Origin of the sequence: Mycobacterium sp. VKM Ac-1816D (assembly GCF_000416385.1) — a bacterium.
GTDB lineage: Bacteria > Actinomycetota > Actinomycetes > Mycobacteriales > Mycobacteriaceae > Mycobacterium > Mycobacterium neoaurum_A.
Window position 1 is genome coordinate 24,096 of the sequence record NZ_AOHQ01000097.1, and the last position, 16,375, is coordinate 40,470.

The 16,375-nt window shown below is 68.8% G+C and carries 15 protein-coding genes; 3 read left to right on the forward strand and 12 right to left on the reverse strand.

Annotated features, from left to right (window positions below; all coding sequences use genetic code 11):
- Positions 1 to 146 precede the first annotated feature (146 nt).
- The 8 genes from ribD to G154_RS00460 all read right to left on the reverse strand — a co-directional run bounded on the left by ribD (position 147) and on the right by G154_RS00460 (position 9,410).
- Entirely contained in the window at positions 147 to 1,148 is a 1,002-nt protein-coding gene (gene ribD / locus G154_RS00425) for a bifunctional diaminohydroxyphosphoribosylaminopyrimidine deaminase/5-amino-6-(5-phosphoribosylamino)uracil reductase RibD (protein WP_023985706.1), read from the reverse strand.
- Complete coding sequence (gene rpe, locus G154_RS00430) at positions 1,145 to 1,846, reverse strand: ribulose-phosphate 3-epimerase (RefSeq protein WP_162269054.1); 702 nt, start codon at positions 1,844 to 1,846, stop codon at positions 1,145 to 1,147. The genes ribD and rpe overlap by 4 nt, the downstream gene beginning before the upstream one ends.
- A 64-nt stretch (positions 1,847 to 1,910) precedes the next feature.
- Entirely contained in the window at positions 1,911 to 3,362 is a 1,452-nt protein-coding gene (locus tag G154_RS00435; protein WP_031601467.1) for a 16S rRNA m5C967 methyltransferase, read from the reverse strand.
- Positions 3,359 to 4,285: a methionyl-tRNA formyltransferase gene (fmt, locus tag G154_RS00440; RefSeq protein WP_019514098.1), complete on the reverse strand. Its 927-nt coding sequence runs from the start codon at positions 4,283 to 4,285 to the stop codon at positions 3,359 to 3,361. The genes G154_RS00435 and fmt overlap by 4 nt, the downstream gene beginning before the upstream one ends.
- Before the next feature lie 9 nt (positions 4,286 to 4,294).
- Entirely contained in the window at positions 4,295 to 4,837 is a 543-nt protein-coding gene (locus tag G154_RS00445; protein WP_023985705.1) for a LemA family protein, read from the reverse strand.
- Positions 4,831 to 6,666 (reverse strand): DUF2207 domain-containing protein, encoded by a 1,836-nt coding sequence (locus tag G154_RS00450; RefSeq protein WP_019514096.1) that lies wholly within the window; start codon positions 6,664 to 6,666, stop codon positions 4,831 to 4,833. The genes G154_RS00445 and G154_RS00450 overlap by 7 nt, the downstream gene beginning before the upstream one ends.
- Positions 6,667 to 6,691: 25 nt before the next feature.
- Positions 6,692 to 8,632 carry a primosomal protein N' gene (locus tag G154_RS00455; RefSeq protein ID WP_081649893.1) on the reverse strand — a complete coding sequence of 647 codons (1,941 nt, stop codon included), beginning with the start codon at positions 8,630 to 8,632 and terminating at the stop codon, positions 6,692 to 6,694.
- 67 nt (positions 8,633 to 8,699) lie between these two features.
- Complete coding sequence (locus G154_RS00460; protein ID WP_019514094.1) at positions 8,700 to 9,410, reverse strand: lysoplasmalogenase; 711 nt, start codon at positions 9,408 to 9,410, stop codon at positions 8,700 to 8,702.
- Between G154_RS00460 and G154_RS00465 the strand changes: the two genes are divergently transcribed.
- From G154_RS00465 to G154_RS00475, 3 genes are read left to right on the forward strand one after another with little or no spacing between them, the layout of a single operon-like run.
- Positions 9,409 to 10,338, forward strand: coding sequence for an alpha/beta hydrolase (locus G154_RS00465; RefSeq protein WP_019514093.1), 930 nt, complete (start codon positions 9,409 to 9,411; stop codon positions 10,336 to 10,338). The two genes, G154_RS00460 and G154_RS00465, sit on opposite strands and share 2 nt — an antisense overlap.
- A gap of 4 nt (positions 10,339 to 10,342) precedes the next feature.
- Positions 10,343 to 11,299, forward strand: a complete 957-nt coding sequence (locus G154_RS00470) for an alpha/beta hydrolase (protein ID WP_019514092.1) — start codon at positions 10,343 to 10,345, stop codon at positions 11,297 to 11,299.
- A 5-nt stretch (positions 11,300 to 11,304) separates the two neighbouring features.
- Complete coding sequence (locus tag G154_RS00475; RefSeq protein WP_019514091.1) at positions 11,305 to 12,783, forward strand: NAD(P)/FAD-dependent oxidoreductase; 1,479 nt, start codon at positions 11,305 to 11,307, stop codon at positions 12,781 to 12,783.
- Positions 12,784 to 12,846: 63 nt separating this feature from the next.
- Here the strand turns inward: G154_RS00475 and metK are convergent, their stop codons facing one another.
- The 4 genes from metK to gmk all read right to left on the reverse strand — a co-directional run bounded on the left by metK (position 12,847) and on the right by gmk (position 16,371).
- On the reverse strand, positions 12,847 to 14,055 hold the full coding sequence (gene metK / locus G154_RS00480) for a methionine adenosyltransferase (RefSeq protein ID WP_019514090.1): 1,209 nt from the start codon (positions 14,053 to 14,055) through the stop codon (positions 12,847 to 12,849).
- A gap of 99 nt (positions 14,056 to 14,154) precedes the next feature.
- Positions 14,155 to 15,393: a bifunctional phosphopantothenoylcysteine decarboxylase/phosphopantothenate--cysteine ligase CoaBC gene (coaBC, locus tag G154_RS00485; RefSeq protein WP_019514089.1), complete on the reverse strand. Its 1,239-nt coding sequence runs from the start codon at positions 15,391 to 15,393 to the stop codon at positions 14,155 to 14,157.
- 14 nt (positions 15,394 to 15,407) lie between these two features.
- Positions 15,408 to 15,698, reverse strand: a complete 291-nt coding sequence (gene rpoZ / locus G154_RS00490; protein WP_019514088.1) for a DNA-directed RNA polymerase subunit omega — start codon at positions 15,696 to 15,698, stop codon at positions 15,408 to 15,410.
- A 94-nt stretch (positions 15,699 to 15,792) separates the two neighbouring features.
- Complete coding sequence (gmk, locus tag G154_RS00495; RefSeq protein WP_019514087.1) at positions 15,793 to 16,371, reverse strand: guanylate kinase; 579 nt, start codon at positions 16,369 to 16,371, stop codon at positions 15,793 to 15,795.
- Between the last annotated feature and the right edge of the window lie 4 nt (positions 16,372 to 16,375).

The window sequence follows — 16,375 nt, forward strand, 5'->3', positions numbered from 1 at the left end:
ACTCGTCGGTGAAGGGCGCTGTCATGGATTCTACCGGCGCAGCCATCCGGCCGGCTCATCGCGACACTCGGCACACGCCTGCTACCAGGCAATTCTGCTGACATCACATTGTCGCCACGGTGTGGGGGCACTCACACACCCAGCGGTCAGTTGGGCACCAGGCTCAGGCGCACGTCGGGACCGACCGGCTCGATTGCGTCGAACCGCCAACGCTGCGCGCCCGCCATGTTCAAAACGCCGATGTCATCGACGGCGGTGATGGGACCGCCCAGCAGAATGGGCGCCACGTAAGCGAGTATCCGGTCGATGACCCCGGCCCGCAGGAACGCGCCCGCCAAGGTCGGTCCGCCCTCCAACAACACCGCTGTACGGTCGGACAGCGCCCTGATCACCTCGTGCGGGTCATGGGTTCGGATCACCATCGTGCGAGTGTCGTCGTTGAGAACGTTTGCCTCCGAGGAGATCTCGCGTTCACCGACCACCACGCGCAAGGGTTGACGATCGGCGAGACTGCCGTCCGGACGGCGGGCGGTCAATGTCGGGTCGTCGACGAAAACCGTTCCGGTGCCGACGATGATGGCCTCGATGGTGCCGCGATGCCGGTGAACGTCGGCACGGGCGGCCTCACTGGTGATCCACTGGCTACTGCCGTCGGCGGCGGCGCTGCGGCCGTCGACACTCGTCGCGAACTTCCAGGTGACATGTGGTAACCCGGTGCGCTGCTTGTGCAGCCACTCCCGCAACGGGCCACCGCCCACCGCGCCGGCCTCGACCCCCGATCGGACCACGACGCCGGCCTCACGCAGCCGTGCCGACCCGCCGGCGGCGATCGGATTGGGATCATCTACCGCGTAGACCACCTGTGCCACACCGGCAGCCAACAACCCGTCCACGCAGGGCGGGGTGCGACCGTGGTGATTGCACGGCTCCAATGTGACCACCGCCGTGCCGCCACGTGCCAGTTCGCCGGCTCGCCGCATGGCGATCACCTCGGCATGTGCACCACCGGTGGGTTCGGTCGCACCGACACCGACGACCTCTCCCCCGGCATCCAGGATGACCGCGCCCACCGGCGGATTGGGGTATGTCGCGCCTTTCACCCGCTCGGACTGCTCGATCGCCAGCCGCATAGCGGCTTCGGGGGTCACAGCGTCAGGTGCGGAGAGGATGCCGCGGCCTGCCTGCGCAGCCGGGCCACCGCGTCAGCAGGATCCTCGGCGCTGTACACCGCCGAACCCGCCACGAAGCAGTCCACCCCGGCCTCGGCGGCCTGTTCGATGGTGTCGGCATTGATACCGCCGTCGATCTCCACCACGATGGTCAGCTCACCGGCGTCGACCAACCGTCGGGCGGTGGCCACCTTGCCGAGTACCTCGGGGATGAACTTCTGTCCACCGAAGCCGGGCTCGACCGACATCACCAACAGGGTGTCGAACTCGCGCAGTATCTCCAGATAGGGCTCCAGCGGGGTGCCGGGCTTCACCGAGAGTCCGGCCTTGGCACCGGCGGCACGGATATCGCGCGCCACCCCGACGGGATTGTCGGTGGCTTCGGCGTGGAAGGTGACGTTGTATGCCCCTGCCTCGGCGTACGGCGGGGCCCAGCGCTCGGGCTGTTCGATCATCAGATGGCAGTCCATCGGGATATCGGTCGCCTTGAGCAGGCTCTCCACCACCGGCAGGCCGAGCGTCAGATTCGGCACGAAATGGTTGTCCATCACGTCCACGTGCAACCAGTCGGCTCCGGCCACCGCTGCAATCTCGTCGGAGAGCCTGGCGAAATCCGCGGACAGGATGGACGGGGCGATCAGCGGAGCGCTGGGAGTTTGACCTGCCATGCCGGTCAGCCTACTTTTTGCCAACCCCGTCGCTGCGCTCGCCCTACAAACCACCCCGTCGCTGCGCTCGCCCTCAATCCTTCGGGGCGCCGACACGCAGTGCCGCGGCGAACATCGCATCGGTGCCGTGCCGATGGGGCCAGAGCTGCACGTACGGTCCGTCACCCAAACCGTCCACCCCTGGGAAGAACTCCCGGGTGTCCAGCGCGGTCACCGGGTGTCTGCGCAGCGCATCGGCGACGACCCCGACCGTCTCTGCCAGGTGCGGAGAGCAGGTGGCGTACAACACCACTCCGCCGGGCCGGGTGAGGCCGATCGCCGAGCCCAGCAACTCCCGTTGCAACCGGCCCAGCGCGGGCACATCCCCGGGCTGACGCCGCCACCGCGCCTCGGGCCTGCGCCGCAACGCGCCGAGCCCGGTGCACGGCGCGTCGACCAGCACCCGGTCGAAACTCCCGGCCTCCAAGCCGGTCTCGCGCCCGTCGACCCGCAGCACATCGACGGGCAGGCCCGAGGTGTTCTGCACCACGAAATCGGCCCTGTGTTCGGCCGGTTCCACCGCGGTGACCCGGGCCGACGGCAAGCCCGACGACGACTGGACCAAGGCACCGAGCAGGGCAGTCTTGCCGCCCGGTCCGGAACACAGGTCGAGCCACCGGCCGCCGTCATCACCCTCGACCGTGGCGAGCGTCACCGCCCGCGCCACCAGCTGCGAGCCTTCGTCTTGCACCAGCGCGGCACGATCGCGCACCGCGGCGACATCGGACGGGTCGCCGCCGGGCAGATAGACCGCATAGGGCGAGTACCGGCCGACGGTGCCACCGGTCTGTTCGGCCAGCTCCGCCGCGGTCAGCACGCCCGGCCGAGCGACCAGGTGCACCACCGGGCGCTCGTCATCGCTGGCCAGCAAGGCATTCAACTCACCTGCTTGGGCGCCGAGCGCATCGACGAAGGCCTGCGCCACCCAGCGCGGGTGGGCGTGCACGAACGCGGCATGGCCGACCGGGTCGGCGCTCGTCGACGGCGCGAGCTCGGCCACCCAGGCGGCCTCGTCCTGACCCGCGATCTTGCGTAGCACTCCGTTGACGAAACCGGCACGCACCGAATCGAATTCGATTCCCGCCTGGTCGACGGTGGTGTCCACCGCCGCATGCGCATCGACCCGGGTACGCAACAGCTGATAGGCACCCAGCCGAAGCAGATCCAGCAGTACCGGGTCGATGCGGTCCACGTCCCGGCCCGCGGCAGCGGCGATGACCGCATCCAGCAGGCCACGGACCCGACAGGTGCCGTAGGTCAGCTCGGTGGCGAAAGCGGCGTCGCGACCGCTGATCCCGCGCTCGCGCAGCAATGCCGGAAGTGTCAGGTTGGCATAGGCATCCCGTTCGGTGACCGCACGCAGGGTGTCGAAGGCGGCCCGCCGGGCCGGGTCCAGCGGAGTGCGTTGCGGGCCCTTGCGCTGCGGACCACGCTGGCCCTGGCGATGCGGCGGGCGCCCGCCCCTGCCCTGTCCCGGGCGGCTCACAGCGCACGCACCGATGCGTCCGGCCGGGCCCCGCGCGCCCAATCCGCGGCGCTCATCGGCTTCTTACCCGGTGGCTGAATCCAGCTGAGTACCACCGCATTCGAGCCGGTGCCGATCCACACATCGCGCTTGCCCACCTCGATCTCGCCCACAGCGAGCTCCTTGTCCTCGTCGGCACGTACGGGTCCCACCTTCACCCGTACGTCGCCGATCATGGTCCACGCCCCCGGATTCGGCGTGACGGCCCGAATACGCCGGTCGACGACATGGGCGGGTAACTCCCAGCGCACCCGCGCCTCGTCCACGGTGATCTTCGGGGCCACGGTGATCCCTTCGGCAGGCTGACGCACCGGAGTCAGCGAGCCGTCGGCAATACCGTCCATCGTGGCCGCCAGCAATCCGGCGCCCGAAACCGACAGTCGGGCAAGCAGATCACCCGCGGTATCGGTGGGCGCAACGGTTTCGGTGACGACCCCGAAGATGGGTCCGGAGTCAAGGTCGCGTTCGATGCGGAAGGTGGTCGCCCCGGTGACGGTGTCACCGGCGGCGATCGCGGCCTGCACCGGTGCGGCACCGCGCCAGGCGGGCAGCAACGAGAAGTGCAGGTTCACCCAACCGTGGGTGGGTACGGCCAGGAGTTCGTCGCGCAGCAGCGCCCCGTAGGCCACCACGGCGCAGGCATCGGGGGCCAGCTCGACCAGTTCGGCCACGAACTCGGCGCTGTTGGGCCGCTCGGGCTTGAGCACCGGGATACCCCGCTCGGCGGCGAACTGCGCCACCGGAGAGGGCGTGGGCTTGCCCCGGCGTCCGGCCGCCGCATCCGGTCGGGTCAGCACCGCGATCACGTCGTGATTCTCGGAGTCCACGAGTGTGCGCAGCGAGGGCAACGCGGGTTCGGGGGTACCGGCAAAGAGAAGGCGCACCGCGCCAGTCTAGGTAAGACGTGGTGTCTGATAGAACTCGCGCTCGCTCACCCCGGCGATCGGCGCGACGAACATCCACGGCATGGTGGTGATCAGTCGATTCACTCCGGCCACCGCATCGTTGTAGTACTGACGCGCGAAGGCCAGCTTGTTCTCGGTATCGGTCAGATTCTGCTGCAGGTTCAGGAAATTGTTCGACGAGCCGAGTTGCGGATAGCTCTGCCCGAGCGCGAGCACCCGGCCGACCGCGCTGTCGAGCTGGCTCTCGGCCGCGCTGCGTTGGGTCACCGAGGCTCCACCGGCAGCGGCGTCCAGCGCCGCGCCGGCCCGGGCAACCCGGTCGAGGACGACCTGTTCGTGGGCGGCGAAGGTGCCGACGGTGTGCACCAGACTGGGGATCAGCGACGCCCGCCGGGTCAGTTCGACGTCGATACCCGAGAGCGCCTCCGACACCCGCAGATCGGCAGATTTGAGCTTGTTGTAGCCGACCACGATGACGACCAGCACCGCCACGGCGAGCAGCAACACCAGAACGAGCACAGCCCTCACCATGAGCCTCCCCCTCCTCCTCCGCCGCCACCGCCGCCTCCGCCACCACTGCTGCCTCCGCTGCTGCTACTGCTGCCGCCGGATGAGGAGGACGACTGCGATGCGGTATAGGCGCTGATCGACGACGACAACGCTGACTCGAAACTGTCGAAACTCGGTCCATCCGAGCTGAAACTCGATGAGCTGCCCGTCGATGACGACGAGTTGTACCAATCCGGCTGTGGTGCAACCACACCGGTACTCGCCTGGTACTTCTGCGCCCACAGGGCCGCGGTGCCCGCGGCCACCGCGAACGGGATGTAGGCGGTGTAGAGATCCTTGCGGGCGGCGAAATCGAATCGGCTTTCGGCCGAGTCCGTGGACAGCAGTCGGTGGAAGCCGCCGACCTGCGACCACAACACGCGGCCGGCCTCGGTCCGCCGGGTGCCGATACCGTCACCCCAGGAGGCGGCCGAGAACAGAAAGAAGGTCGCGAACGGCAGCCCCCACAACGTGGTCGGGAATCCCCACCGACAGAATCCACAGACCATCAGGATGGCGGCGACTGCATTGGCCGTGCGCAGCCAGAGCTCCTTGCGCCGTTTGACCAGCAAGCCGTGGTCGAAGGCCCACGCCTTCACCGTCTTGGTCATCCGTTCCTTGGCAGTGCTGAGTTTCTTACCGGACTTCGCCGACTTCTTGGCCTGGAACTCCGCCCCGACGCCGATGACCCCGAGCGCCGAGCCGACCTGATAGCTGACCTGGTCGGCGGCGGCCCAGGCCTCCGGGTTCGCGATACCGGTCACGTTCCACTGGTCGCTGTCGACCTGGCGTAGTTCGACGAGTTTGCGCTCGGCGAGGTAGAGCAGCGTCGCGGTGAGGCCGTGCTCGGGAACCGATTCGGTGCGGATGTATTCGACCTGTACCGGCCCCAGTCCTGGCGGTGGCGCGTACTGCAGCCCGAAGCCGGGCGCGGGTTCGACGGTGCTGCGGAACCACAGCAGCGCGACCGCCCCGGCGAGCGCCGAGAACCCGAGCAGCACGACCACCGGGGTGACCGATCGGCCGAGAACCCGGTCCCAGTGGTGGTTCCACGGCACCTCGGCACGTGCCGGCGTCGGCATGTCCACTCCGGCACGCACCGTCAGCGGGGTATGCGGCGCGAGGTCCTTTGCCGACAGTGTCACGGTCCGGCCCTGCGCGGTCAGTTCGGTGCATGCCCGGCCACGGCCGTAACCGACCGCGCACTGCGCGCCGGTGACCGGTGCGGGCAGCGTGACGGTGATCTCGGCGTTGTCGATGCGGTTGTTCCAGCCCGGAGCCACCACATTCCAGAAGAACACCGTCTCGGACTCGTCGCGCCCTGTCCCGGACGGGAATTCCCGGCCGGCGCCCGAGGATACCGGATCGAGCACGCCGGGCACCGAGTAGCGGATCTCGTAGACGTGGCTGCCGGGGTCCAGGGTCCAGTCCGGGTCGCCGATCTTGGCCACCCGGAACCGTTCCCGGCCCTCCCACAGCATCTGGTAGGGCTCGGGGTCACCGTCGAGGAGCACCGATTCGACATCGGGCACCTGCCGCACGTTCGGATCGTTGCGGTTGGTGATGTCCCAGTAGCGGAAGATGCCGTGCCTGCCGGACGGGAAGTCCCCGGTGATGGTCTCGACGGCGTGCAGATCGCCATCGGCGGCGACGGTGTAGTGCGCGCGGTAATCGGTGATGCGCACCGGATCCTCGCCTGCCCCGCCCTCGTCAGCGTCGGCGCCGTCGAACCCGGCACTGAACACCACCGGCCAGAGCACGCCAAACGCGATGAGCAGCAACGGGATCAGCATCTTGAACAGCCGTCCCATCACGCACCTCCCGCCGACGTCGTGGCTAGCCTATGTGCAACGGGTCGATTTGGACGCGAACCGGCTCGTGATCGTGGCGCAAGCTCAGCGAATTCACCGCCCGCCGCAGCGCCGCGGCCAGGTCAAGCCCGCCGGATCGCGGCACCCGCACCAGCATGCGCGCCACCGGGCTGTCCACCGCAAGGCCCGGCGGCCGGCGGGCCCCCGGCGGCAGGTCCACCGGCCCCAGTGGCTCCGCATCGTCGGGCAACCGAGCGGCATCGAGCAGGGCGTGCACCGCCTCGGGCACCCCGTCGAGCACCGCGAGGTGCACCGCGGGCGGCAGCGCGACCTCGTCGCGGGCAGCCAGTTCGGATTCGGCATGGCCCAGCGGATCCCAGCGGATCAAAGATTGCACGGTCGGGATCGCCGACTCGGCGATGACGGCCACCGTGCCACCGTCGGTGCGGCTGCGGACCAGCGCCGAGGCCGCCATCCAGCGGCGCAGGGTGTCCTCGGCGGCCCGTAGGTCCTGGCGGCCCAGCAGGGCCCAGCCGTCCAGCAACAGCGCCGCGCCGTACCCACCCTCGGCCACCGGTTCCGCACCGGGGGTCGACACCACGACGGCCGGCCTGGCGGGCACCGTCGAGATCACCGAATCTCCCCCGGAGGTGATGACGCTGGCACCCGGCAGCGCGCGACCGAGTTCCTCGGCGGTGCGCCGCGCACCCACCACGACGGCCCGCACGGCGTCGGAACCGCAGTTGGCGCAGCGCAGCATCAGATCGGTGCGGGCACACCAGCGACACACCGCGCCATGGGCGTCGCGCCCGGTGAGCTGCAGCGGGCCCGTGCAGTGCCGGCAGCGTGCCACGGTCCGGCACTTCGCACACGCCAGCGCCGGGATGTAACCGCGCCTGGGCACCTGCACCAGCACCGGGTGCCCGGCTTCCAGGGCCGTGCGTGCCGTCCGTAACGCCATCGACGGCAGCCGGGCGGTATGGGCGGCCGGATCGCGGGCGTGATCGAAGGCGTTGTCGTCCAGCGCGACCACCCGCGGCGCGTACTGGCGCACCACCGCCCGGGTGGCCACCAGGTCGTGGGCCCATCGACTGCGCACCAGCGCGTGCGCCTCGGCGGTGCGGGCATAGCCGCCGATAACTGCCGCACAACGCAATTGGTGGGCCCGCAGCATCGCGACATCGCGCGCGTGCGGATACGGTGCGCGCGGCTCGGACAGCGAGTCGTCGCCGTCGTCCCAGACGGCGATCAGGCTCAGCTCGGCGACGGGTGCGAACACCGCGCTGCGGGTGCCGATCACCAACCGGGACTGCCCGCGCAGCACCGAAAGCCAGCGGCGGTAGCGCTGCGCAGGCCCCAGCCCGGCCGACAGCGCCACCGCCTGGTCACCGACGAGGGCCGCCGCGGCGCGGTGCACGGCATCGACGTCACGCTGGTCGGGCACGATGATCAGTGCGCCGCGACCGGCCCGCACGGTCACCGCGCCGATCTCGGCGAGCCGGTCGGCCCAGTTCTCCCCTGGCAGCGCCTGCCACACCGCGCGCGCGGCCCGGCCGTCGCCCAAGGCGGCGACGAACTGCTCGCCGCGGCCGTACGCGCTCCACGCGGAGCTCTCGACAGGCGCGAGATCGGCCTGCTCCGATGGCGGCGCGGGTTTCTCGGCCCGGGCATGCCGTGGTGGCACCGCAAGGCGCAACACGTCGGGGCGGGTCCCGGCATAGCGTGCGGCCACCGCGTCGACCAGGCGGCGGATATCGGGCGTCAACACCGGCTCGGGTGAGATGACCCGGTCCAGCCAGCCCAACTTGCCGGCATGGTCGGTGTCTGAACGCCGTTCGAGGACGAAAGCGTCGACCAGGCGACCATGGAAACGCACCCGCACCCGGACCCCCGGCTGGGCATCATCGGACTGCTCGGCCGACACCAGATAGTCGAAGTCCCGGTCCAGGTGTGGAACCGACAGCATCGGGAGTACCCGCGCGATCGGTTCGTGCTCGGCGGGGTGTCGGGTCGTCGGGGTCACCGCACGCCCACTAGTCACGTGTCCCGCGTGCCCGACCGAAGAAGAATCCGGCGGTGATCAGGAACAGCGATGCCGCATAGGCCCACCAGATCGGCACCGCCAGCCGCTCGTCGCCGAGGACGAACTTGCTGATGCCGATCATCGAGTCCGATACCGCGAAACACAGCGCGCCGAGCGCGGTCCATGGCGTGGGCAGCCGGGCCAACAGCGCCGCGCAGACCATCGCGCCGAGCACGCCGATGTACACCGTGACCGGCAACGCCATGCCCTGTTCGAGCAGGGCCGGCCAGAACCACACCAGCAGCGCCAGACAGGCCAGCACGACCAGGCCGGCCGCGACCAACCGGGTCCGTTGCCGGGCCACCAGTGGGATCAGCGCGGCCAGGAAGCACAGGTGCGCGATGAGGAACGAGGCCAATCCCAGCACGAAGGACGGTTCCCACCAAGGCATGGCCAACAGGTAGTCCCCGGCGGCCGAACCGACCAACGCCGCGACCAACCAGCGCCGCTCCCTGGTCACCGGGTGCGTCCACGCCGCCAGCGCCAGCAGCACCGCGGCGGCCGCCTTGACCGCCGGTTGCAGGGCGAACTGCCCGGTGAGCTCGGCACCGGCGGGCATCCGCAGCGCGACGGTGATCAGGAAGATGCCGTAACCGGCGCCCACCGCCACCGCGAGAGCCCACAGCAGACGGGTCCGTCGCGCTGCGTACGGTGTTGCCATGCCTGAAACCGGTACCGACAGACCCGCCTTGGACCCCATCCTGGAGAAGGTACTGGAAGCGGTGCCGTTCCAATTGACCATGGACGGAGGCCCCGAGGCGGCCCGCGAGCGTTTCCGCGCACTGCCACGCCGGGAGGTGCACCCCGAGCTGCGCACCGAGGACCGCACCATCGCCGACGTCCCGGTGCGGGTGTACTGGCCGCCGACGCAGGACTCCTGCCCGCCGGTAATGCTGTTCCTGCACGGTGGTGGCTGGGTTGTCGGCGATCTGGACACCTATGACGGCACCGCGCGTGAGCACGCCGTCGGTGCCGGCGCGGTCGTGGTGTCCGTGGACTATCGGTTGGCCCCGGAGCACCCGTACCCCGCCGCGGTCGACGACTGCTGGGCCGTGACGCAGTGGCTGGCCGCCCACGCCGACGAACTGGGCGCCGACGCCACCCGTATCGCCGTCGCCGGGGATTCCGCAGGCGGCAATCTGGCCGCGGTGGTCGCCCTGCTGGCGCGCGACGCCGGACTGGACCTGCGGATGCAGCTGCTGTGGTACCCGGCCACCACCTGGGACACCTCGCTGCCGTCGTTCACCGAAAATGCCGACGCACCGATCCTCGGGCGCGGCGCCGTCGGGGGCTTCTCGGTGCTCTACGCCGGGGGTGCAGATCTGAAGAATCCGCCGGCTACGCTGGTGCCGGCGCGCGCACCGTCGCTGGCCGGCGTCGCACCGGCCTATATCGCGGTCGCCGGTTACGACCCGCTGCGTGACGACGGCGTGCGCTACGGCGAACTGCTGACCGACGCCGGGGTGACCGCACAGGTCCACAACGCCGAAACCCTGGTGCACGGCTATCTCGGCTATCACGGGGTGGTACCGGTCGCCACCGATGCGATCGATCGCGGCCTTGCCGCACTGCGCGGGGCGTTAGCCTGACGGCATGACCTCTGCGCGTCCGGCCGTCGATCCCGATCTCAAGGCACTGCTCGATGCGGTGCCCCTGGCGTTCTCCGTCGACGATGGTGTCGAGGTGGCCAGGGAGAAGTTCCGCGCGCTGAAACCACCGCCGAACATGCTGGTGCAGCTGCGCATCGAGGAGCGCGTCATCGGATCCGGTGAGCTGCAGGACATCCCGGCCCGGATCTACTGGCCGCCGGTCGAACAGCACGACAACCTGCCCGTCATCGTGTACTACCACGGCGGCGGATGGGCGATCGGCGATCTGGATACCCACGACCATGTCGCACGCGCCCACTCGGTGGGCGCCGAGGCCATCGTGGTGTCGGTCGACTACCGGCTGGCACCCGAGCATCCCTTCCCCGCCGGGGTCGAGGATGCCTGGGCGGCGCTGCAGTGGGTGGGTGAGCACGCCGAAGAGCTCGGCGGTGATCCGAATCGCATTGCCGTGGCCGGAGATTCAGCGGGCGGGAACCTCTCTGCGGTGATGGCGCTGCGGGCCCGCGATGCCGGTGGCCCGCCGCTGGTGTTCCAGCTGCTGTGGTACCCGGTGGCCGTCGGCGACCGCTCGGCACCGTCGTTCATCGAGAATGCCGACGCCTACATCCTCAATCGGGAGGTCACGAACGCCTTCCTGACCTGGTACCTGCCCGGAGTGGACCTCGACGACCCGGCCGGCCTACCGACCGATGTGGCACCGGCCAACGCCGAATCGCTGGCCGGGTTGCCGCCCGCCTATATCGGTACCGCCGAGCATGATCCCCTGCGTGACGACGGCACGAAGTACGCCGCGATGCTGGCCGCAGCGGGGGTCACAGTGCAGCACAGCAACGAACCCACGTTGGTGCACGGCTTCGTCAGCCTGGCCCTGGCATCGGCGGTGGCGACCGAGGCCGCCGATCGCGGTATCACCGCACTGCGGACCGCGCTTCACCCGTGAGTCCCATGACGCCGGATGTCCATACGCTGATCATCGGCGCCGGGTTCTCCGGTATCGGTGCGGCCATCGCCCTGGACCGGGCGGGGCTGGGTGACTACCTGATCGTGGAGGCCGGCGCCGAGGTCGGCGGCACCTGGTACTGGAACACCTATCCCGGTATCGCCGTGGACATTCCGTCGTTCTCCTATCAATTCTCGTTCGAACAGAGTCCGGATTGGTCGCGCACCTACGCGCCCGGTCGGGAGCTGAAGGCGTATGCCGATCACTGTGTCGAGAAGTACGGGATCGCCGCGCGGATCCGATTCGACACCGAGGTCACCGGCGCTCGTTTCGACACCGAGAACAGCCTGTGGGTCGTGCAGACCGACGCTGGCAGCATCGCGGCGCGGCACCTGATCAACGCCGCAGGCGTGCTCAATGTGCCCAAGATGCCCGATATCGCCGGGGTGCGCACCTTCGCCGGAACCACCATGCACACCGCCCGCTGGGACCACGGTGTCGACCTCACCGGTAAGCGGGTCGCGGTGATCGGGACCGGAGCCTCCGCCGTGCAACTGATCCCGGAGATCGCACCGATCGTCGAACGGCTCACCGTTTTTCAGCGAACGCCGATCTGGTGTTTCCCGAAGCTCGACATGCCGCTGCCCGCCCCGGCGCGGTGGGCCATGCGCTTACCGCTCGGTAGCGCCGTACAGCGCGCGCTCAGCCAGGCCTATGTCGAGGTCACCTTTCCGCTGTCCGCGCAGTACCACAGTGTGTTCCCGCTCAGCGGCGGCACCAGGCGCCTCGGTCTGAACTATCTGCGCCGCGAAGTCGAGGACCCGGTACTGCGAGACAAGCTGACCCCGCGTTACGCCGTGGGATGTAAGCGACCCGCGTTCCACAACGGCTACCTGAGCACATTCAACCGGGACAACGTCGAGCTGATCACCGCGCCCATCGAGGAGATCACCCCGACCGCCGTGGCGACCTCGGACGGCGTCGCCCACGATATCGACGTGCTGATACTGGCGACGGGTTTCGCGGTGCTCGACGTCGACTCGGGAACCTTCCCGCTGATCGGCGCCGACGGCGAATCGCTCGCCGAATTCTGGACGCGGAATCGGATGCAGGCCTACGAGGGTGTCAGCGTGCCCGGCTTCCCGAACTTCTACAACGTCTGCGGACCCTACGGCTACGTCGGATCGTCGTATTTCGCCCTGATCGAGACGCAAACCCGCCATATCGTGCGGTGCCTGCGGGAGGCGGCACGGACCGGCGCCATCAGGGTCGAGGTCCGCCGAGAGGCCAATGCGCGCTATTTCGATGAGATGATGCGCAAACGGCACCGCCAGATCTTCTGGCAGGACAGCTGCTCGTTGGCGAACAGTTACTACTTCGACCGCAACGGCGATGTGCCGCTGCGACCGGCGAGCACGCCGGAGGCGTGGTGGCGCAGCCGCAGCTTCCCGCTGCGCGATTACGCGTTCACTGCCGGCGCATAACGATTTCGGCGCGGAAACGTACGGTGAGCGTACGTTTCCGCGCCGAAATCGTAGGGAAGGTGACTAGACCGAGGCCTGGAGCTCGTCGACCTTGTTGGTGCGCTCCCAGGGCAGGTCGATATCGGTGCGACCGAAGTGGCCGTAGGCGGCGGTCGGCGCGTAGATCGGCCGCAGCAGGTCCAGATCGCGGACGATGGCGCCGGGACGCAGGTCGAACACCGCGGTGATGGCCTTCTCGATGCGGGCCGGGTCCACGGTCTCGGAACCGAAGGTCTCGACGAACAGCCCGACCGGGGCCGCCTTGCCGATGGCGTAGGCGACCTGGACCTCGACACGCTCGGCCAGGCCGGCGGCCACGACGTTCTTGGCGACCCAGCGCATCGCGTAGGCGGCCGAGCGGTCCACCTTCGACGGATCCTTGCCGGAGAAGGCGCCGCCGCCGTGGCGGGCCCAACCGCCGTAGGTGTCGACGATGATCTTGCGGCCGGTTAGGCCGGCGTCACCCATCGGGCCACCGAGGACGAACTTGCCGGTCGGGTTGACCAACAGCCGGAAGTCCGAGGTATCCAGGGTCTCGTGACCGAGCTCGTCGAGCACGGTGTTGACGACCTGCTCGCGGATATCGGGCGCCAGCTGGCCGTCGAGATCGATGCCCTCGGCGTGCTGAGTGGAGAGCACGACGGTGTCCAGCCGGATCGGGGTGGTGCCGTCGTACTGGACGGTGACCTGCGTCTTGCCGTCCGGACGCAGGTAGGCCAGCTTGCCGTTCTTGCGCACCTCGGTGAGCCGGCGCGCCAGCCGGTGCGCCAGCGCGATGGGCAGCGGCATCAACTCAGGGGTGTCCTTGATCGCGTAGCCGAACATCAGGCCCTGGTCACCGGCGCCCTGCAGGTCCAGCGGATCGCCGGCGCCCTCGACGCGGGTCTCGTGCGCGGTGTCCACACCCTGGGCGATATCGGGCGACTGGCGGCCGATACCGATGTTGACCCCGGCGGTCTCGCCGTCGAAGCCCTTGTCCGAGGAGTCGTAGCCGATCTCCAGGATGCGGTCACGCACCGTCTGGCTGATATCGGCGAAGGCCTCCTTGGCCGAGGTGGTCACCTCACCGATGACGTGCACCTGGCCCGTGGTGACGGCGGTCTCGACCGCGACGCGGGACTTGGGATCTGCGGCCAGCAAAGAGTCCAGGATCGAGTCGCTGATCGCATCACAGATCTTGTCGGGGTGTCCTTCGGTGACCGACTCGCTGGTAAACAAGCGACCTGCGCTCACGTGGCATCCTCCATTAGTTAGACAGTCAAATCATTGATGTGCTCATTGGCAGCCAACAGGTAAATCTTGATTGGCGCAACCGTTACCTGCACCGCGAAGTCACCGGTGTACGAGCGCTCCGATCGCATCCACGATACGGCTTGCCATCAGAGTCTTCGAACCGTGCTCCAGTGCGGTTTCGGTGCCGTCGGCCGACAGCATCCAGCCATCATTGTGGTCCACCTCGAACGCCTTGCCCTCCCCGACGGCATTGACCACGAGCAGGTCGCAGCCCTTGCGCCTGAGTTTGGACCGCGCATGGAAGAGCACATCGCCGTTGGCGTCGCCGGTTTCGGCCGCAAACCCGACGATGACCTTCATATTGTGCAGCTGGCCGTCGGCCCTGGCCCGCACGGCGCCGGCCAGCACGTCATCGTTGCGCACGAGGTCGACCGAGGGCGCGCTGTCGTCATCGACCCGCTTCTTGATCTTGGCCGTGGCCACCTGCGCAGGCCGGAAATCGGCGACCGCGGCGGCCATCACCAGCACGTGCGCCTCGGGCGCCAGCTTGGTCACGGCGGCACCGAGCTGGGCGGCCGAACCGATGTGCACGACCTCGACGCCGGCCGGGTCGGCCAGGCCGGAGGTGTTCCCGGCGATCAGGGTCACGTCCGCACCCCGCTGGGCCATCACCCTGGCGACGGCATAACCCTGCTTGCCGGAACTGCGATTGCCGATGAATCGGACCGGGTCCAGGGGTTCACGGGTACCGCCCGCGGTGACGAGCACCTTCACCCCGGCCATGTCGTAGGGCAGCGCGTCACCGCGCTCGAGCAGCAACCCGGCCAGAGTGGTGATCTCCTCGGCCTCGGGCAGCCGTCCCGGGCCGGTGTCGGCGCCGGTGAGCCGGCCCGACGCGGGTTCGAGCACGACGTTGCCACGGCGGCGCAGGGTGGCGACATTGTCGGTGGTGGCCGGGTGGAACCACATCTCGGTGTGCATGGCCGGCGCGAACAGCACCGGACATCGCGCGGTGAGCAGCGTTCCGGTGAGCAGGTCGTCGGCACGCCCGGCGGCTGCGCGCGCCATCAGATCCGCGGTGGCGGGGGCGACCACCACGAGATCGGCCTGCTGGCCGATCCGCACATGCGGCACCTCGTCGACATTCTCGAAGACCCCGGTGTGCACGGGCTGGCCGGACAGCGCCTCGAAGGTGGCCGCACCGATGAACTTCAGCGCCGACTCGGTCGGCACGACGCGGACCGAATGACCGGCCTCTTTGAGCTGGCGCACGACTGTGCACGCCTTGAAGGCGGCAATCCCGCCGGCAACACCGACGACGATCCGCTTCTGCTCCATGTAGCCGAAAGGCCCTACTGCTCGCCCTCGGCGTGCTCGAGAAGGTCGGCGTGGATCTCACGCATGGCGATCGACAGCGGCTTCTCCTGCAGACCCGGCTCGACCAGCGGGCCGACGTACTCCAGGATGCCGTCACCGAGCTGGTTGTAGTAGTCGTTGATCTGCCGCGCGCGCTTGGCGGCGTAGATGACCAGCGCGTACTTGCTGGAAGCGCGGTCGAGCAGCTCGTCGATCGGCGGATTGGTGATGCCCAGCGGTGTGTCGTATGCGCTGGCGGCGTCGATGTTCTCGACAGGCGTGCTCACGAAATATCTCCCGGTGTAATCAAGATTCGGCGTTAGCGAAAATGTAGTTGACGGCTGGGTGGCAGCGCTGTCGCGTGGTGCGAGGCGCCATCGCTCAGTGGGCCACCAGCAAGGATACCAATTCCGAGCACGCTGACTCCAATTGACTGTTGACAACCACCACGTCGAAGTCGTCCTTCGCCGCGAGTTCCTGCCTGGCGGTCGCCAGGCGACGGGCCTGGACCTCCGGGCTCTCGGTGCCCCGTCCGGTCAGCCTTTCCTCCAGCGCCTCCCAACTGGGCGGGGCCAGGAAGACCGAGATCGCCTCGGGCATGGCTGCCTTCACCGCGCGGGCACCGGCCAGATCGACCTCGATCAGAACCGGCACGCCGGCGGCCGTCGCGCTGCGCACCGGGGCCGCGGGGGTCCCCGACCGATGCAGGCCGCCGTGGATATCTGCCCATTCGAGCAGTTCGTCGTCATCGATCAGTCGCTGGAACTGCGCGGGCGATACGAAGCTGTAGTCCACACCGTCGACCTCGCCGGGTCGCGGTGCACGTGTCGTCACGGACACGCTGAAATGCAGGTCGGGAATCCGGTCGCGCAGGCAGCGGACCACGGTGGACTTCCCGACAGCGGACGGGCCGGACAAAACCACGACTGCGGCCTTGCCCGGCCCACCACCGGTTCTCACTTGT